Raw genomic sequence first — 17,199 nt, forward strand, 5'->3', positions numbered from 1 at the left:
AAAACTGGCCTGGTTTGGGGGAACCGCCATGTTTGAAAGCCTGATTGGCGCCGTCGTCGTTATCGTGCTTTTTGTCCTCGTCTTGCGCCAGCAGGGCCGCGTCAGTCTGATCGAGCGCGAGCTCGGAGCGCTGCGCAGCCTGGTTCTGTCCGGAGTGCATGCGACACCGCCCGTTGCCAAACCGGCCGAGCAGGCTGCAAGCGCACCGGCGGATGCCGCTCACGCTAGCGCACCAGTTGCCGACATAGCTTCGCCAACAACAGCAGACGCGGCACATGCCCAGGCACCGGCCGCCGAAGCCGATGCGGCCACCAGCGAGGCCGTGCCAGAACTGTCGGCCGCGGCCAAGGCGGCATTCACCGGATCCGCGCCTGCCGCCACGTCGAAGGCAGCCCGCCAGTCAGAGGTCGAAACGGCGCTCGGCACCCGTTGGGCGGTCTGGGTCGGCGGCGTCGCGCTGGCCCTGGGCGGCCTGTTCCTGATCCGCTACACCATCGAGGCCGGCATTTTCGGCCCTGAAGTGCGGCTGTCCCTGGCGGCGCTGCTCGGCCTGGTGCTGATCGGCGGCGGCGAGTTCATCCGCCGCACCGGCTTCAAGGTGCCGGTGCAAGGGGCTGCAGGCGCCTATATTCCGGCGATCCTGACGGCTGCCGGCGCCTTCATCCTGTTCGGTACGGTCTATGCCGCGCATGCCATTTACGGTTTCGTCGGGCCGGCCTTCGCCTTCACCGTGCTCGGCGCCATCGGCGTGGCGACCATTGTCGCCGCCCTCGTCCACGGCCAGGCCCTGGCCGGCATCGGTCTCGTCGGCTCGATGGCGACGCCGGCGCTTGTGTCCTCGCAGGCGCCCAACCCATGGGCGCTGTTCGTCTACCTGGCGATCGTGCTTGCCGCTACAGCCGTGATCGCCCGCATTCGCGACTGGAAATTCCTGATTGCGGCGGCCTTCTTCGGCACCGGCGCCTGGACCATCGTCTACATGATGAGCACGCTAGTCGCCGACCTTGCCGTCATCCTGTTCATCGACGCGGTGACGCTGGCGGTGCTTGCCTTTGTCTGGCTGGGCACACGTGACAGCGAAGCGGAGACGGCGAAGACCGGCTTCGACTGGCCCTCGATCGTGCCAGGCGTTTTCGTTGCGTTTTCAGCGCTAGGCCTGTCCGTCGACACGACGCTGGTCGCCGCCGGTGGCGCCTTGCCGGGCGCCTTCGTCCTCGTCGCCCTTGTCGCCACCGCACTCTACCGGCCGCGCGCGCTGCCGCTGCTGCATGCCGCCGGCGTGGTGAGCGTGATGATCCATCTCGGCATCATTCCGCCCACCACCATCGGCTCCGACATAACCCAGGGGAATATCGGCTTTGACGGCATGCCGGTGGCGGCCGGAAATCCGTTGACGCTGCGCATCGGCATTGGCCTCGGCCTGGTCTTCATCGGCGCCGGCTTCTGGGCCGCACGCCGCTTCGCCGCCTCAGCACGGGTCCGCGCGGCATGCTGGGCGGCATGGGGCGTCGCTGCGCCGCTGCTTATTCTGCTGACGCTGTGGCTTGCCTACGGCAATCTCGACCGCGACCTTGTCTACGCGGCGATAGCTGCCCTTCTGGTCGTCGTCTTCGCCGCCGGCGGCGAATGGATTGCGCGCGCCGAACAGCCGCCGCTCAAGGGCGACGTCGCCGTCTCCTTCGCGCTTTGCGGCTCGGCTCTGGCCGGGCTCCTGATGCTGCACATGGCCTTCGGTTCCGGCTGGACCACGTTGCTTGCCGGCGTTGCCGCCATCGTGCCGGCGCTGGCGACGCGTTGGCGTTCTTATCCCGTGCTCGGCTGGATTTCGGTCGGCGCGGTCGTCGCCGTGCTCGGCCGCGTCGCCTTCGATCCGACCATCGTCGGCGCCGAGTTCCTGACGACGACGCCGGTGTTCAACTGGCTGCTGCCGGGATACGGCGTACCGGCGCTGGCCTTCGGCTTTGCCGCCTGGCAACTCGCGCGTACCACCCCCGCACTACCAACAACTGGCAATGGCCGGCCGCGCCTTGCGATGGAGGCGGGTGCAGCCCTGTTTGCGCTGCTCACCGTCGCCATGCTGGTGCGCCACGCCATGCATGGCGGCGTCATCGACACCGGCCCGGTGACGCTCGCCGAACAGGCGATCTATACGCTGATCGCCATCGGCGCCGGCGCGATACTGGTGGCCATCGACATGCGCTCGCCAAGCTCTGTGCTGCGCTATGGCTCGATGGCTGCCGGCGTGCTCTCGGTCGCCTTCATCGTCCTCCAGCATTTCCTGGTGCTCAATCCGCTGTTCACCGACGAATCGACCGGCCAGATCCCGGTGTTCAACCTCTTGTTCCTGGCTTATCTCCTGCCGGCCATCGCTGCCGGCGGGCTGGCGCTCTATGCCAGGGACAAGCGGCCGCCATGGTATGCGCAGATGCTGGCGGTGGTGGCGGCATTGCTTGTCTTCGCCTACGCCACACTGTCGGTCAGGCGCGTGTTCAAGGGCGAGTTCATCGGCCTGTGGAGCGGCCTCGGCCAGCTCGAGACCTACACCTATTCGGCGCTCTGGCTGATCATCGGCGTCGTGCTGCTGACCGCCGGCGTCTGGCTGAAGTCGCAGGTGCTGCGCATTGCCTCGGCGGCGCTGATCGCGATTGCCGTGGTAAAAGTCTTCCTGTTCGACATGTCGGAACTGGAAGGCGTGCTCAGGGCGCTGTCGTTCATCGGTCTTGGCGCCGTGCTGATCGGCATCGGCCTGTTCTACCAGCGGCTGCTGACGCGGGCGGCGAGGGAGGCCAACGCTGCAACTTGAAGTGATATACGAGGTGGAATAAATGAATATCCAACGGAGGATATTCAATGCCGCTCTATATCCGCGACGACGAAGTGGATGCGCTGGCCAGCAGATTGCAACGCGAGACGAACGCTCCGAGCAAAACGGAGGCGGTGAGGGTCGCGCTCGTGCACGAACTTGAGCGCAATCGAGCGAAGGTGCTGCTGCGCGATCGGATCGCCAGTCTTCAGGACAGGGCCAGGAAGCTTGGCCTGCCCAATCCCGACTTCGATATGAAGAAGTTCACCGACGAGCTGTGGGAAGACTGATGTTTGTCGACGCGTCGGTGATCGTCGCCATTCTCAACCAGGAACCTGGGTGGGAGGAATTGCTGAAGCAGCTATCCGGTTTTTCCGGGCAGGTCTGGGTTTCTCCGTTGGTTCACTTCGAAGCAACACAGGCATTGGCAAGGGCCGGCGCCGGCCCGCGCAGACCCAGCGCTGAAGCCCTTCTCCATGCCCGCGATCTGATCGATGAGTTCATTGTTGAGATCATGGGAGAGAGTCTGGCCATTGACGACAACATCGGCTCTCGGGCCATTGACGCGAGCGCCCGTTACGGCAAAGCCGTTGGCCACAAGGCGGATCTGAATCTCGGGGACTGTTTTGCTTACGCCTGCGCGAAAAGCCGCGATCTTCCACTGCTGTACAAAGGCCATGATTTCGCACTGACCGATTTAGGATAATTCGGCCCTTTTGTTGATTGCGGGGAATAATTTAGCCGATCAACTCGTTATCTCACTGCTTGGGTGACCGGGGCGGCAGACCGCTTCGCGCTGGCCGCTTGCGCCGCGCCGGGAAGGCGCGTTCAATCGGGTTAAACAAGGGCGACCTCAGAACCAGCGGTCATGGACGAAAAGAAGGCAGCAATCCTTGGCGAAATACCGCGCCTGCGCCGCTACGCACGCTCGCTTCTGCGCGACCGCGAATCCGCTGACGATCTCGTCCAGGATTGCCTCGAACGAGCGCTCTTGCGGCTTGAAAGCTGGCAGACGGGAGAAAGCCCCCGGAGGTGGCTGTTTACGATCATGCATCATTTGTTCATCGATCAGATGCGCAAGGTGAACCGGCGCGGTGAGGCGACGATCCTACCGCTTGACGCAAACGAGGCGCAGGCAGTCCCCGCCGAGCAGGCGGAGAACGCCGCGTCGCGCGAGATCATCGACGCATTGCAGGCGATCAGCCCCGACCGCCGCGCCGCCCTCGTCATGGTCGCCATCGAAGGGTTTTCCTATGCCGAAGCCGCCAACATTCTCGGCGTGCCCGCCGGCACGCTGATGTCGCGCATAGCGCGCGGACGCGAGGAGCTGCGCAGCCTGCTCGATGACACGGCGCGCCGCCGCTCGATAAGGATCGTCGAGAAATGACCCGCCGCGATTTTTCCGAACGTGATATCCACATGGCTCTCGACGGCGAGCTGCCGGGCGACGAGCGCGCCGCCTACGACGCCTGGATCGACGCCAATCCCGAAATGAAGGCCAAAAGCGCCCGCTACACCGCCGACCGCACCGCGTTGCGCGCCGCCTTTGCCGGTGTGCTCGACGAGCCCGTGCCGGTGCTGTTCAAGCAGATCGTTAGCGGTGAAGGCGCGACCAAGGCGGCGGCGCGGCAGTCGCGCTGGTGGCTTGCGGCCGCGGCGGCCGCAGTGCTCGTCATCGGCGGTCTTGGCGGCTATTTTGCCGGCATCGACGGCATCGGCAGGGAAGATGGCGCCGATGACCAACTGGCCGAAGAGGCTATCGCCGCCCATGTCATCTATGCCGCCGAACAGCGCCATGCGGTGGAAGTGCCGGCAAGCGACAAGGATCACCTGCAGACCTGGCTGTCCAACCGCGTCGGCCTGAAACTGGTGGCGCCGGATCTGGTTGCGGATGGCTTCCAGCTGGTTGGCGGCCGGCTGCTGCCCGCCGGCCAGGGCAAGGCAGCGATGCTGCTTTACGAGGACGCCAAGGGTCAGCGCATCTCCTTGTTCGTTACCGCTGATTCCTCAGCCAAGTCCAAGGGCACCTACATGGCCGAGGCCGACGGCCCCGAGGCGGTCTACTGGCTGGACAAGGGCTATGCCTGCGCCGTCGTCGGCTCCCTGCCGCGAGAGCAACTGGCCGCGGTCGCCAAGCGCGCCTACGGTCAGCTTCTGGCCGGTATCGCCAGTTGAGCACATTCCGTTTTGGCGTCATGCGCCGAGGCGGCGCCGCACCTGGCGGTGCCGCCGTCACCGCCCGCCACTCGCGGTGGAACTGTCACAATTCGGCCCTATTCAAGGTGCGATAGCGCTTGGCTGATATCGGCGTTTCGGCTGATGTTTGCGACGTTTTTGACTGCGGTCTTTTCCTCCACCCAATCGAGGTTTTCCAAACCCGCATGCCTGCCGAGATTCGCAAGGCCCGCGCGTCCGACGTCGATGACCTCGCCGCCATCGAGAAGGCGGTCTTTTCCAGTGACCGCATTTCCCGGCGCTCCTTCCGCTTGTTGATCGAACGCGAGACAGCCGAGATGCTGGTCGCCGAAAGCGATGGTCGTGTCGCCGGCTACGCCATCGTGCTGTTTCGCAAGGGCAGCGGCGTCGCCCGGCTCTATTCGCTTGCCACCAGCCCGTTTTTCAGCGGCCGCGGCATTGGCCGCATGCTGCTTGCAGCGGCCGAAGAAGCTGCCTTCGAGCACGACCGCATGATGTTGCGTCTCGAAGTGCGCGAGGACAATCTTCGCGCCATTGGCATCTATGAGCAGAGCGGCTACCGCAAGATCGGTCGCGAGCCTCTCTATTACGAGGATGGCGCCACCGCGCTGCGCTACGAAAAGACCTTGCGCGGCGATGTTCCGGTCGCCACCAAAGTCCCATTCTACCAGCAGACCTGCGAGTTCACCTGCGGTCCATGCTGCCTGATGATGGCGATGGCCAATTTCGATTCGGGCTTCGTGCCCGATCCGGTCATGGAAATCCGCCTATGGCGCGAGGCAACGACCGTGTTCATGATGTCCGGCCCCGGGGGCTGCGAGCCCTTCGGCCTTGCGGTTTCCGGCTACGAAAGCGGGCTTGCGGCGGAAATCTTCGTGTCCTTCTATGGCGCGCTGTTCTTGCAATCGGTGCGCAGCGACGACAAGCGCCGGGTGATGGAACTTGCCCAGGTGGACTTTCGCCGCCGCGCGGAACTATACGGCATCCCGGTGAATTACCGTCCATTCACCATCGACGACATACGCGGCGCCCTGGCTCAGGGAAAACTGGTGCTGGTGCTGATCAGCGGCTTCCTGATGTTCGGCAAGAAGGTGCCGCATTGGGTGCTGGCTATCGGCGACGATGGCGACCACATCCTGATCCACGATCCCTGGGTCGAGGACGAAAGACAGGAGACCATCCTCGATGCCGCCAACATTCCCGTGCCGCACGGCATCTTCATGAACATGGCGCAATTTGGCCGCGACGGACTGCGTGCTGCCATCACTCTTGGGAAACGCTGATAACAATGACCTGGGTCATCCTCACCGGCCGTCAGAACGATCTCGACCCGGCGGCGACGCCGCACAAGATCATCACCAACCGTGACTATCTTGCGCATCCGGCGCTGTTTCGCGGCCAGCAGCCGAAGGTCATCAACCTGTCGAACAATTACGCCTACCAGAGCCGCGGCTATTATGCCTCTCTGCTCGCCGGTTCGCGCGGCCACAAGGTCATCCCGACCGTCGAGACGATGATCGACCTTTCCGAGCGCAAGCTCTACGAGCACGCGCTGCCGGAACTGGAGCTGGCGCTCAACAAATGCCGCAAGGATCTCGGAGGTGTTTTCCCGCAAAAAATCTGCATCTTCTTCGGCATCGGACCGTCGAAGGTCTGGGACCGCTTCGCCAAGCTGTTGTTCGACTGGTTCCGCGCTCCGGCGCTTGAGGTTCACATCAAGGACAGCGCCGAATGGGCTTCGATCCGCAAGATCGGATTCCTGCCGCTGGCCAGGATGGCCGAGGAGGAAGAAGTCTTATTCGTGCAGGCACTCGAGACGTACACCAACCGCGAGTGGCGCGACACCAAGGGCCGCACCCCGGCACGGTACACCTTCGCCACGCTGGTCGATCCGCATGAGGAACTGCCGCCGTCGGAGATTTCCTCGCTGCGTTACTGGGCCAAGATCGCCGAAAAGATGGGCGTCGAAATCGAGCCGATCACCAGGAAGGACTTGGCCAAGCTCGCCAACTACGACGCGCTGTTCATCCGCGAGACCACCTCGATCTCAAACCACACCTACCGCTTCGCGCGCCGCGCCCAGCAGGAAGGCATGCCGGTGATCGACGACCCGCTGTCGATGATCCGCTGCACCAACAAGGTCTATCTCAACGAACTGATGGCCTACAACAAGGTGCCGGTGCCGCCGACGGTGATGATAGCCGGCACCTCGGACCTCGAACTGGCGGCGCAGACGCTGGGCTTTCCGCTGGTGCTGAAGATCCCGGATTCATCGTTCTCGCGCGGCGTCAAGAAATGCGGCAACTTCGAAGAACTGAAGACGCTCGCCACCGAGTGGCTGGAGGATTCCGATCTTCTGATCGCGCAGAAATTCATCCCGACCGAATATGACTGGCGCGTCGGCGTGCTCGGCGGGCAGCCGCTGTTTGCCGTGCATTATTTGATGGCGAAAAAACACTGGCAGATCGTCAACCACAAGGCCAGCGGCAAGCCCGACCAGGGCGGCATCAAGACCTTCACGCTGAAAGAGACGCCGCCGCATGTCGTCGACACCGCGGTGAAGGCGGCGCGCTGCATCGGCGACGGGCTTTACGGCGTCGATCTCAAGGAAACCAAGGATGGCGTCTTCGTCATCGAGGTCAACGACAACCCGAACCTCGACCATGGCTGGGAGGATTCCGGCGAAAAGGACGAAGTCTGGGTGCGGCTGACGCAATGGTTCCTGGAGCGGCTGGACCGTCCCGGGCGTTAGTTTGCCGCCCCGGGCGGTAATTCAACCGAGGGGGAAAAATGCAGTTCATCGTCATCGAGGATTTCGCCGGCTGCGACCGCAAGGAGATCTACCGCCGTTTCGGCGAGCGCGGCAGATTGAAGCCGGACGCGCTTGTCGTGTACCACTCCTGGATCGCGGCTGATATGAGCCGCTGCTTCCTTTTGGTCGAGGCCGATGACGTCACGCTGCTGCAGCGCTGGGTCATCGAATGGTCTGACCTGGTGGAGTTCGAGATCATTCCCGTGGCGACGAACAAGGACATGACAGCGGCGCTGGCTGCGCATCTCTGACGCTGCTGACCATCATAGGAGCACCGGCGAACCCACCGACCGCCGGCATTCCTCAATCAGCCAATTGCGAAACGCCGCCACCAGGTCGCGCCTTGCACTGCGTTCCGGGATCGTCAGGCAATATGGCTGACGCAGCGCGATCGATAGGGCATTAGCCCGGACCAAACGGCCCTCTTCCAGCGCCCCGGCGCAATAAATGCCTTGCGCCAGCGCCACGCCCAGCCCCGAAATGGCAAGGTCGAGCGCTGCCCGCGACGAGTTCGCCGACAGGCCGCGCTGCACTGTGCGGCCGGGCTCTATGCCCGCCGCCTCGAACCATGTGCGCCAAGACGGAAACGACGCGCCGGTCGGTCCCCAGTCGGTGTGAATCAGTGGCAGGCCGGCGAGGCTGTCGGTTTTGGCGGTGAGTTCTGGCGCGCAGACGGGGTAGACGGCGTCCCTGACGATCTCCTCGCTCGGGTGTTCACGATAGTGCGGGCCGAAGGACAGCCGGATGTCGATCAGTTCGCGGTCGAACGGCACCGGATCGTCATCGCCGCGCAGGGATATGTCGACGGCGCCGTGGCTGGCGACAAAGCCGGCGAGGCGTTCGGAAAGCCAGCCCATCGCCATGGACGGCGGCACCGATACGACAAGCCGCGGGCGGAAGGCATCGCTGCCACGCGCGATGCTGCCGATCTCCCGAAAAGCCAGGGTCAGCCGGGGCAGCATCTCGACGCCGGCTTCCGTCAGCACCACGCGGCGGTTGACGCGATGGAACAGTTTTCGACCCATCTGCTCCTCGACGGTGCGAATGAGCTGGCTGACCGCAGCCGCCGAGATCGAGAGCTCATCCGCCGCTGCGGCGAAACTCCCCGAGCGCGCCGCCGCCTCGAAGGCTTGAAGTCCTCTCAGGGAAGGAAGCGCGGTCATTGGGTGATCCGATAGGTAAGGTCAGCTTATCTGTGTCGCAGAAATCCTCGTCTTTCGAAAGCTTTCTTATTCGAGTAGCTTGGCGCCATGACCGTATCGGCCCAGTTTGAACCCAGAGACCATCTCGACGTCATCGCGTTCCTGACCAATGAGCAGCGCAGCCGCCTGACCGGCAAGTCGGACGGGCCGGGTCTGGTCCAACTCGCCTTCCATCTCGGCGCGATTGTGGCTATCGGCGGGCTGATTGCGGCCAAGGTGTCGTACTGGCCGCTGTTGATGTTGCCGCAAGGCATTCTTATCGTCTTCCTGTTCACGCTGCTGCATGAGACGGTGCACAGGACGGCGTTCGAGACGCAGTGGCTCAACGATGCCGCCGCAAGGGTCTGCAGCCTGGCGATCGCGCTGCCCGCCGACTGGTTTCGCTATTTCCACTTCGCCCATCACCGTTTCACCCAGGATCCAGAGACCGATCCGGAACTCGCCTTCCCGAAACCGGAGACGATGCGGCAATACATCGTCCACGTCTCGGGCCTGCCGGTGTGGTGGGGGCATTTGCAGACACTCTACACCAACGCGTTTGGCGGCTGCCACGACAGCTACGTGCCGCCGAAAGGCCTGCCCAAGGTGCGCACTGAAGCCCGCGCCATGATCGCTTTCTATGTCGTGGTCGCCGCGCTAGCCCTGTGGTTCGAGGCAAGTGTACTGCTCTATGTCTGGATCGTGCCGGCGCTGCTCGGCCAGCCCTTCCTCAGGCTCTATCTGCTGGCCGAGCATGGCCGCTGCCCGCTTGTCGCCAACATGCTGGAAAACACCCGCACCACGCTGACCAACTGGCTGGTGCGCAAAGTCGCCTGGAACATGCCGTATCACGCCGAGCACCACGCCAATCCCGGCGTGCCCTTCCATCAGCTGCCGGCCTTCCACCAGCTGATCGAGCGCCATCTCAAAGTCGTCGAACCCGGCTATGTCAGCTTCCACGAGAAATACGTCGAGACTTTGCGCTGAGGCGCTCGGCCGTCAGCGTAGCGTCTGCTCAACGAGCGTGACGAAATAGCGGAGCACGGTGGGGACGATGGCGTCGTTGAAGACATAGCGATCGCCGTGCAGCCCTTCGCCCAGTCTGACCGCTCCTGCGCCGACCCAGGCATAGCAGCCGCCGGCTTTGCGGACCATGTAGGCAAAATCCTCGCAGCCGAGGCTCGGGTTGAATGCGGTCTCGACCTGCTCGCGGCCGACAACCGCGGTTGCCGCCTGGACGGCCCGGTCAGTGGCAGCCGACGTGTTGACCAGCGGCGGGTAGCCTTTCTTGTAGGCGAGCTTGGCGGTGAGTGCATGCGCCGAGGCAATGCCTTGCGCGATGTCGCCGATCAGCCTTTCGCAATGGTCCGACAAAGTGGGCTCGAAGAAGCGGCAGGTTCCCTGCAGCCAGACCTTGCCCGGCACGATGTTGCCGACATTGCCGCCATGGATCTGGGTGATCGAAACGACCAGCGCCATTTGCGGGTCGACCGAACGGCTGACGATGCGCTGCACGGCTTGAACGAAGGCGCCGGCCGCGAGCACGGGATCGTCGCCTAGCTGCGGCATGGCGGCATGCGCGCCGGTCCCCTCAAAGTTCAGTTCGAAAGTGTCGACGGCCGCCATCATCGACCCGGCACGGGCCGCGATCTTTCCGAGCGGCAGCCCCGGCCAGTTGTGGACGGCGTAGACGGCTTCCACGGGGAAGCGCTCGAACAGTCCGTCCTCGATCATCCGCATGGCGCCGCCTTCATTTTCTTCCGCCGGCTGGAAGATGAAACAGACGGTGCCGTCGAAGGCTCTGTTGTCGGCGAGCAGCTTGGCGGCGCCGAGCAGCATCGCGATGTGCCCGTCGTGGCCGCAGGCATGCATCACGCCGTCTTTCTTCGACGCATATGGCAATCCTGTCTTCTCCAGCACGGGCAAGGCATCGAGTTCGGCGCGAAGCCCGATGGCGCGCACGCCTGGTCGTCCTCTGAGGACGCCAACCACGCCGGTGCCGCCTTTGCCTTCATGAACCTCGTCGAGCCCGAAGGTGCGCAGCTTGTCGGCGACGAAGCGCGCGGTCTCATACTCTTGGAAACCGAGTTCGGGGTTGGCGTGGATGTGATGCCGCCATTCCACCACCTGCGGGGTGAGGGCGGCGATGGGGTCGTTGTGCAGCATTGCGCTCTCCTTGCCGGCTATCGTAAATTCGGCCTTGTCGATGCCAGCACGTAAAGGATTTGCGCCGGCAGCGTCTTGAACAGGATTGACCGTGTCTGGAATTCAACAGCCTCAGGAGACGACGCAGTTCTGGCGTCATCCGCGCTTTCGCGATCTTGGCATGCTCAAGGCGCGCTTCACGCGGCATCGCTACCAGCTGCACACGCACCCGACCTATGTCGTCGCCCTGATCACGCAAGGGTGCGAGCGGGTCCGCATCGGCAACGAGACTGTCCTCGCGCCGTCGGGCACGGTTCTGCTCGTCAATCCGGAGATATGGCATGACGGCGAGGCGGGTGCCGACCAGGGTTGGGCTTACCGCACCTTCTATCCGTCGGCCTCGCTCATGGGTGCGATCGCGGACGAACTCGGGCAGGATCGCCCGCCGTTGTTTTCGCAAGCGATCGTCGATGATGCCGATCTCGTCCAGGCAGTAGGCGTCGCGCACTTGGCTTCGACATCGGGTGATGCCACGAGCGCCGAAACATCCATGCTGATCGCCTTGCGCAAGCTCATCCTGCGCCATGGCGATTGGGGCGGCCGGCGGCGCGAGGCGGTCGAAAGCTTCGGATCGAAAAGCCGGCTCCGGGTCTATGAACAGGTCATCGAAGACCATCTGAACTCGGACCTCGATTTGCAGCGGCTCGCTGAAGCCGCAGGCGTGACGCGCTTTCAAGTTATCCGCGATTTCAGGAAAGTGCTGGGTCTCACCCCTGCTGCCTTCATCCGTGACCGCAGGCTGCGCCGTGCCGATCTGCTGATCCGGCAAGGTTCAGATCTCGCCGGTGCCGCCTTTGCGGCCGGCTTCTCCGACCAAAGCCATCTCTCGCGCACCTTCCGCGCCGCGCATGGAATGACGCCGGGGATGTTCAGGCGCGCCGGGACGCTGCCCTCGTCTTGAGAAGTCGAGCCATGTCGGCGGCCTTTGACGGCATGCCGATCAGAAAGCCCTGCGCCTCGACGCAGCCAGCCTTGCGCAATATGTCGAGCTGCGCTTCGGTCTCGACGCCTTCGGCGGTGACGGTGATGCCAAGTTCGGCACCAAGCCCGATGATCGTGCGCACGATCGCCGCCGTGTCCTTGTTGTCGATATCGTGGATGAAGGAGCGGTCGATCTTGATCTTGTCGACGGGAAAACGCCTGAGATAGCCGAGCGACGAATAGCCGGTGCCGAAATCGTCGAGCGCGATGCGGATACCGAGTTCGCGCAGCTGCCTCAGCGTCTTCAGCACCGTCTCGCTCTCATCCATCAGCACGGTCTCGGTGATCTCCAGTTCGAGCCGGCTGGCCGGCACACCGGAAACGGCCAGCGCCGAAATCACGCTGCGGGCAAAGTCGGCGCTTCTGATCTGCACTGCCGAGACATTGACGGCGATGCGCATTCCAGGCGGCCAGCCGGCGGCCACGCTGCAGGCCTGTTTCAGCGCCCATTCGCCCAGCGGAACGATCAGCCCGCTGTCTTCGGCGGCTGCGATGAAATCGTCGGGCGCCACCAGGCCGCGCGTCGGTGAATTCCACCGCATCAACGCTTCGGCGCCGACGATCTTGCCCGACGCGATGTTGGTGATCGGCTGGAACTCCAGCACGAACTCCCGCCGTTTCAGTGCCGTCTCGAGATCGGTTTCGAGCGCCAGGCGCGCCCGCACCAAGGCATCCATGCCGGGCTCGAAAAAGCGGTAGACGTTGCGGCCTTCGCTCTTGCCGCTGTAAAGCGCCATGTCGGCGTTCTTCAAAAGCGTGTCGGCGTCCTTGCCGTCACCGGGATACAGCGCGATGCCAAGGCTGATGCCGACATGCATCTCGCGGCCCTTGTCGCGAAACGGCTGGCTGACGACAGCGACGATGCGTTTTGCCAGTTGTTCCGCATCGGTGGAGCCTTTGGGATTGAACTGCAGGATGGCGAACTCGTCGCCACCGAGGCGGGCGACCATATCGGTGTCGCTGCGCAGGCTGTGCCGCAACCGCTCAGCCACGCATTTCAGCAGCCAGTCGCCGGCAGGGTGTCCCCAGGTGTCGTTGACGGCCTTGAAACGATCGAGGTCGAGCGAGAAGATCGCCAGCGGTGTATCGCCGGCCATCGCCTGGTCGAGCCGTTCGCGAAACATCGAGCGGTTGGGCAGGTCGGTCAGCGTGTCGTAATGGGCAAGGTGGCTCATGCGCTCTTCGGCGCGCCGGCGCTCGGTGATGTCTTCGAAGGTCGCCACCCAGCCGCCACCGGTAAGCGGCCGGCGCGCAACCAGCAGCGTTCGGCCATCGGCAAGGCTGCGGTCGGTCGAACGCTCCTCGCCGGCCTGCAGGCTGGCTCTGGTGTTGGCGATCTCGCCGTCAATGTCCATCGACGGATAGATGCGCAGTCGCACCATCTGTTCGAGCAGGGCGCGCTGGCTCATGCCGAGCGGGAAGTCGTCAGGCGTGACCTTGTAGAGGTCGAGGAAGCGCTGGTTGCGCACGATCAGCGTGCCTTCGGCGTCGTACATCAACAGGCCTTGCGACATGTTGGCTAGCGCCGCATCGAAGCGGCGGTGCTGCTCCTTCAGTTCCTGCTCGGCCCGCCTTTGCTCCGTAATGTCCTCATAGATCGACACCCAGCCGCCTGAGGCCAGCGGCCGGTGCGTGATGGAAACGATACGTCCGTCCGACAGTATTTCCTCGTAGGTCGAGGCTTGCGCGCGCTCGATATAGGGCTTGCGGATGGCATACAGGTCTTCGGCGCTCTGTGAGGCGACACCGATGTCGACGCTGTGCTTTAGAATGTCCAGGAACGCGATGCCGGGCCGCACGATCTTCGCGTCGAGGGAGAAGATGCTGATATAGTTGCCGTTGCAGATGATCATCCGCTCGTCGGCGTCGAACATGCACAGCCCATGCGACATATTCTCGACGGCCGCGGAAAAGCGCTCGTTCTGGTGGCGCAGTTCGTCGGCGATCTGCCGTGGCGCGGCGACGCCTCCGGCTCCCCGTCTGCGGACGGGCGAACTACCCTTGACGTGCGCAACGGACATGAGGCGTGCCTGCTGACCGTGATCGAAACCCGGTACTGTGGTTACCGCTGGTTAATTTAGCGTATGTTCACTGCGCCGAATGCACGGCAACCGTTGCCTGGCGTTGCTTTTCAAGCGTTGCGTAGCGTTTGAGGAAGGCAGCTTGCGCCGAGGTCACCGAGTGCGGCTTAAAGTCGAAGCGGTCGGCATTGAACCCGCGCGGCCGGCCGAAGAACTCGGTTGCTTCCGCGGTCGAGAAACCGGCAAGCAGCGTCGCCTCGTAATAGGCGGCGATCTGGTCGGCGCGCTTGATCTCCTTGCGCAAGCCGACGCCGAGTTCGGGCGGCAGCGAAAAGCGCTGATGGATGGCGCGCTGGAGACGCAGCTCACACTCCTTGTAGGAGCCGCCCATTACCGATTTGAACGGCGAGATCATGTCGCCGATGACATATTCCGGCGCGTCATGCAGCAGTGCTGCCAACTGAGCATTGGCCGAGGCGTCCGGCTGCAACTCGCTGAACAGCGCCTCGACCAGCAGCGAATGCTGGGCGACCGAAAAGGCGTGATCGCCGCGGGTCTGCCCGTTCCAGCGGGCGACGCGGGCAAGCCCGTGGGCGATGTCGGAGATTTCGATGTCGAGCGGCGAGGGATCTAGCAGGTCGAGCCGCCGTCCCGACAGCATGCGCTGCCACGCGCGCGGTGGCGCTCCGACGCGATCGGCAGCCATCAGGCGTCCTCCGCGCCGATGGCTTCCCTGGGAAAGCTGAACTGCGCCCAGGCCGGGATGGCGAGCGAGACGGTGACATCACCGGCCAGTACCGGCTGGCCAGCGTCGAGCGCCGCCTTGACCCGGTCGATGCGGGCAATGGCGAGTCCGGCCGTGCCCGCGGTCGAGCCGAGCGTGCCGACCGGCCGCCCCGCAACCGTCAGCTCCGTGCCGGGCGCGGGTAAGGCGCGGTCGGCCGAAACGATCAGCACGCGGCGCCTGGCGGTGCCGCGATGCTGCATGCGCGAGACCACTTCCTGGCCGACATAGCAGCCTTTCTTGAAGCCGACGCCGCCGGTCTCGTCGAGCAGCACGTCGTGAGGGAAGGCATCGCCGAGCTGATAATCGGAACCGCTTTCGGCAATGCCGTTGGCGATGCGGAGCGCCTGCCACGCAGCCGGGTCGCCACCTACGGATGCGCCGCCATAGGAGCGGCTCACAGCCACCTCGCGGAAGCGGGCATCGGCAAGTACCGTTGAATCAGACTGTGAAGCGCTTGAATCATCGCCCCACGCAACCGTCACAAGCACTTGATCCTGCCTGGCAATCTCGGCCTTGGCGCGCAGCTTGTAAAGCATCAGCCGGCGCAGGAAATCGTCTGCGATGTCGGCACGGCAATCCAGCCGGAATGCGTTCTCGCCGCTACGCGAGATCAGGAAATCGAACAGGATCTTGCCTTGCGGCGAAAGCAGCGCACCTGGCTTTGCCGCGTCGACGGCCAGCGTGTCGAGGTCGGTGGTGAGGATATTCTGCAAAAAATGCTCGGCATCCGGGCCTGACACGGAAATGAGGGCGCGGTCTTTGAACAGGGCAAAAGGCATGGGCGGCAAAGAACCTGATCTTGCAAAACAGTCGGCCTTTACGTAAGCCGACGATACTCCCCCCGCAAGAGACCGAACGCCCATGGCCACCACCTACGACCTCATCCTGACAGGCGGCACTGTGGTCAACCATGATGGCGAAGCCGCGCGCGATGTCGGCGTCAAGGGTGGTCGCATCGTCGCAATAGGCGATCTTCGCCAAGCTTCGGCCGGCGAAGCGATCGACTGTCGCGGGCTGCACGTCCTGCCAGGCGTCGTCGACAGTCAGGTGCATTTTCGCGAGCCGGGGCTGGAGCACAAGGAAGATCTGGAGACGGGCTCGCGCGCGGCTGTGCTGGGCGGGGTCACCGCCGTCTTCGAAATGCCCAACACCAATCCGCTGACCACCAGCGAGGCGGCGCTTGCCGACAAGGTGCGCCGCGCCACCAGCCGGATGCATTGCGACTTCGCCTTCTGGGTTGGCGGCACGCGCGAGAATGCCGATGATGTCGGTGAGCTCGAGCGGCTGCCGGGTGCTGCCGGGATAAAGGTGTTCATGGGCTCGTCCACCGGCGACCTGCTGGTCGAGGACGACGAGGGTGTCGCATCGATCCTGCGCAACACCCGCCGCCGTGCCGCCTTTCACTCGGAGGACGAGTTCCGGCTGCGCGAGCGCCTCGGCTTGCGCGTCGAGGGCGACCCGTCCTCACACCCCGTCTGGCGCGACGAGATCGCGGCCTTGCGCTGCACCGAGCGGCTGGTGCGCATCGCGCGCAGCACCCGCGCCCGCATCCATGTCCTGCACATCTCCACTGCCGAAGAGATCGTGTTCCTCGAACAGCACAAGGATGTCGCCACCTGCGAGGCGACGCCGCACCATTTGACGCTCACCGCCGACGACTATGCGCGGCTGGGCACGCTGATCCAGATGAATCCGCCGGTTCGCGCGGCCCGCCATCGCGACGGCGTCTGGCACGGCATTGCGCAAGGCATTGTCGATGTGCTCGGCTCCGACCACGCCCCCCACACGCTGGCCGAAAAGGCAAAGCCCTATCCGGCCTCACCGTCTGGCATGACCGGGGTGCAGACGCTGGTGCCGATCATGCTCGACCACGTCAATTCAGGCCTGCTGACCCTGCAGCGCTTCGTCGACCTCTCCAGCCACGGCCCGCAGCGCATCTTCGGCATGGCCCGGAAAGGCCGTATCGCCGCAGGCTATGATGCCGATTTCACCGTTGTCGACATGAAGTGCCGCGAGACCATCACCAATGCGCAGGCCGGCTCCAAGGCCGGCTGGACGCCCTATGACGGCAAGGAAGTCACCGGCTGGCCGATCGGCACCATCGTGCGCGGCCGTCGCGTGATGTGGGAAGGCGAGATCGTCACGCCCGGGCAGGGCAGGCCGGTAGAGTTTTCCGAGGCGCTGCCGGCTTAGCGGTTTCTTGCTGCGTTGGA

General features: G+C 64.0%; 16 protein-coding genes. 11 read left to right on the forward strand and 5 right to left on the reverse strand.

Features of this window, described 5'->3' with window-relative positions; genetic code table 11:
* Positions 1-28 precede the first annotated feature (28 nt).
* From ACYG9Z_RS22290 to ACYG9Z_RS22325, 8 genes are all read left to right on the forward strand, one after another.
* Positions 29-2,803, forward strand: a complete 2,775-nt coding sequence (locus ACYG9Z_RS22290) for a DUF2339 domain-containing protein (protein WP_023753086.1) — start codon at positions 29-31, stop codon at positions 2,801-2,803.
* A 47-nt stretch (positions 2,804-2,850) separates the two neighbouring features.
* Positions 2,851-3,093: a type II toxin-antitoxin system VapB family antitoxin gene (locus tag ACYG9Z_RS22295; RefSeq protein WP_023735512.1), complete on the forward strand. Its 243-nt coding sequence runs from the start codon at positions 2,851-2,853 to the stop codon at positions 3,091-3,093.
* Positions 3,093-3,509, forward strand: coding sequence for a type II toxin-antitoxin system VapC family toxin (locus ACYG9Z_RS22300; RefSeq protein WP_023692861.1), 417 nt, complete (start codon positions 3,093-3,095; stop codon positions 3,507-3,509). Before ACYG9Z_RS22295 ends, ACYG9Z_RS22300 begins: the two co-directional genes overlap by 1 nt.
* 162 nt (positions 3,510-3,671) lie before the next feature.
* Positions 3,672-4,190: an RNA polymerase sigma factor gene (locus tag ACYG9Z_RS22305; protein WP_023702686.1), complete on the forward strand. Its 519-nt coding sequence runs from the start codon at positions 3,672-3,674 to the stop codon at positions 4,188-4,190.
* On the forward strand, positions 4,187-4,978 hold the full coding sequence (locus ACYG9Z_RS22310) for an anti-sigma factor family protein (RefSeq protein WP_023702687.1): 792 nt from the start codon (positions 4,187-4,189) through the stop codon (positions 4,976-4,978). The genes ACYG9Z_RS22305 and ACYG9Z_RS22310 overlap by 4 nt, the downstream gene beginning before the upstream one ends.
* A gap of 206 nt (positions 4,979-5,184) precedes the next feature.
* A complete protein-coding gene (locus tag ACYG9Z_RS22315) occupies positions 5,185-6,282 on the forward strand; it encodes a peptidase C39 family protein (RefSeq protein ID WP_023753087.1) in 1,098 nt (365 codons plus the stop codon).
* A 5-nt stretch (positions 6,283-6,287) separates the two neighbouring features.
* Positions 6,288-7,751 carry a RimK family protein gene (locus ACYG9Z_RS22320; RefSeq protein ID WP_023753088.1) on the forward strand — a complete coding sequence of 488 codons (1,464 nt, stop codon included), beginning with the start codon at positions 6,288-6,290 and terminating at the stop codon, positions 7,749-7,751.
* A 38-nt stretch (positions 7,752-7,789) separates the two neighbouring features.
* Entirely contained in the window at positions 7,790-8,062 is a 273-nt protein-coding gene (locus ACYG9Z_RS22325) for a DUF3303 domain-containing protein (protein ID WP_023687293.1), read from the forward strand.
* A 12-nt stretch (positions 8,063-8,074) separates the two neighbouring features.
* Here ACYG9Z_RS22325 and ACYG9Z_RS22330 read toward each other — a convergent pair whose 3' ends face one another.
* Positions 8,075-8,974 (reverse strand): LysR substrate-binding domain-containing protein, encoded by a 900-nt coding sequence (locus ACYG9Z_RS22330; protein ID WP_023753089.1) that lies wholly within the window; start codon positions 8,972-8,974, stop codon positions 8,075-8,077.
* A gap of 87 nt (positions 8,975-9,061) precedes the next feature.
* Here ACYG9Z_RS22330 and ACYG9Z_RS22335 point away from each other — a divergent pair, with 87 nt between their 5' ends.
* The gene (locus tag ACYG9Z_RS22335) at positions 9,062-9,979 is read left to right on the forward strand and encodes a fatty acid desaturase family protein (RefSeq protein WP_023753090.1); all 918 of its coding nucleotides are present in this window, start codon (positions 9,062-9,064) and stop codon (positions 9,977-9,979) included.
* A 12-nt stretch (positions 9,980-9,991) separates the two neighbouring features.
* Here the strand turns inward: ACYG9Z_RS22335 and ACYG9Z_RS22340 are convergent, their stop codons facing one another.
* The gene (locus tag ACYG9Z_RS22340) at positions 9,992-11,158 is read right to left on the reverse strand and encodes an amidohydrolase (RefSeq protein ID WP_023753091.1); all 1,167 of its coding nucleotides are present in this window, start codon (positions 11,156-11,158) and stop codon (positions 9,992-9,994) included.
* A 91-nt stretch (positions 11,159-11,249) separates the two neighbouring features.
* Here ACYG9Z_RS22340 and ACYG9Z_RS22345 point away from each other — a divergent pair, with 91 nt between their 5' ends.
* The gene (locus tag ACYG9Z_RS22345) at positions 11,250-12,098 is read left to right on the forward strand and encodes an AraC family transcriptional regulator (protein ID WP_027049985.1); all 849 of its coding nucleotides are present in this window, start codon (positions 11,250-11,252) and stop codon (positions 12,096-12,098) included.
* Here ACYG9Z_RS22345 and ACYG9Z_RS22350 read toward each other — a convergent pair.
* The 3 genes from ACYG9Z_RS22350 to ygfZ all read right to left on the reverse strand — a co-directional run bounded on the left by ACYG9Z_RS22350 (position 12,067) and on the right by ygfZ (position 15,765).
* Entirely contained in the window at positions 12,067-14,199 is a 2,133-nt protein-coding gene (locus ACYG9Z_RS22350) for a putative bifunctional diguanylate cyclase/phosphodiesterase (protein WP_023753093.1), read from the reverse strand. The two genes, ACYG9Z_RS22345 and ACYG9Z_RS22350, sit on opposite strands and share 32 nt — an antisense overlap.
* 67 nt (positions 14,200-14,266) lie before the next feature.
* On the reverse strand, positions 14,267-14,905 hold the full coding sequence (locus ACYG9Z_RS22355; protein WP_023670260.1) for an HD domain-containing protein: 639 nt from the start codon (positions 14,903-14,905) through the stop codon (positions 14,267-14,269).
* Positions 14,905-15,765: a CAF17-like 4Fe-4S cluster assembly/insertion protein YgfZ gene (gene ygfZ / locus ACYG9Z_RS22360; RefSeq protein WP_023753094.1), complete on the reverse strand. Its 861-nt coding sequence runs from the start codon at positions 15,763-15,765 to the stop codon at positions 14,905-14,907. Before ygfZ ends, ACYG9Z_RS22355 begins: the two co-directional genes overlap by 1 nt.
* Before the next feature lie 82 nt (positions 15,766-15,847).
* Between ygfZ and ACYG9Z_RS22365 the strand changes: the two genes are divergently transcribed.
* The gene (locus ACYG9Z_RS22365) at positions 15,848-17,179 is read left to right on the forward strand and encodes a dihydroorotase (RefSeq protein ID WP_023753095.1); all 1,332 of its coding nucleotides are present in this window, start codon (positions 15,848-15,850) and stop codon (positions 17,177-17,179) included.
* Positions 17,180-17,199 lie beyond the last annotated feature (20 nt).

This window comes from Mesorhizobium sp. RSR380A (assembly GCF_054719385.1).

Bases quoted from the DNA above. Each gene is read 5' to 3' on its own strand.
- ACYG9Z_RS22290 (WP_023753086.1), top strand. From the start codon at position 29: ATGTTTGAAAGCCTGATTGGCGCCGTCGTCGTTATCGTGCTTTTTGTC.
- ACYG9Z_RS22295 (WP_023735512.1), top strand. From the start codon at position 2,851: ATGCCGCTCTATATCCGCGACGACGAAGTGGATGCGCTGGCCAGCAGA.
- ACYG9Z_RS22300 (WP_023692861.1), top strand. From the start codon at position 3,093: ATGTTTGTCGACGCGTCGGTGATCGTCGCCATTCTCAACCAGGAACCT.
- ACYG9Z_RS22305 (WP_023702686.1), top strand. From the start codon at position 3,672: ATGGACGAAAAGAAGGCAGCAATCCTTGGCGAAATACCGCGCCTGCGC.
- ACYG9Z_RS22310 (WP_023702687.1), top strand. From the start codon at position 4,187: ATGACCCGCCGCGATTTTTCCGAACGTGATATCCACATGGCTCTCGAC.
- ACYG9Z_RS22315 (WP_023753087.1), top strand. From the start codon at position 5,185: ATGCCTGCCGAGATTCGCAAGGCCCGCGCGTCCGACGTCGATGACCTC.
- ACYG9Z_RS22320 (WP_023753088.1), top strand. From the start codon at position 6,288: ATGACCTGGGTCATCCTCACCGGCCGTCAGAACGATCTCGACCCGGCG.
- ACYG9Z_RS22325 (WP_023687293.1), top strand. From the start codon at position 7,790: ATGCAGTTCATCGTCATCGAGGATTTCGCCGGCTGCGACCGCAAGGAG.
- ACYG9Z_RS22330 (WP_023753089.1), bottom strand. From the start codon at position 8,974: ATGACCGCGCTTCCTTCCCTGAGAGGACTTCAAGCCTTCGAGGCGGCG.
- ACYG9Z_RS22335 (WP_023753090.1), top strand. From the start codon at position 9,062: ATGACCGTATCGGCCCAGTTTGAACCCAGAGACCATCTCGACGTCATC.
- ACYG9Z_RS22340 (WP_023753091.1), bottom strand. From the start codon at position 11,158: ATGCTGCACAACGACCCCATCGCCGCCCTCACCCCGCAGGTGGTGGAA.
- ACYG9Z_RS22350 (WP_023753093.1), bottom strand. From the start codon at position 14,199: ATGTCCGTTGCGCACGTCAAGGGTAGTTCGCCCGTCCGCAGACGGGGA.
- ACYG9Z_RS22355 (WP_023670260.1), bottom strand. From the start codon at position 14,905: ATGGCTGCCGATCGCGTCGGAGCGCCACCGCGCGCGTGGCAGCGCATG.
- ygfZ (WP_023753094.1), bottom strand. From the start codon at position 15,765: ATGCCTTTTGCCCTGTTCAAAGACCGCGCCCTCATTTCCGTGTCAGGC.
- ACYG9Z_RS22365 (WP_023753095.1), top strand. From the start codon at position 15,848: ATGGCCACCACCTACGACCTCATCCTGACAGGCGGCACTGTGGTCAAC.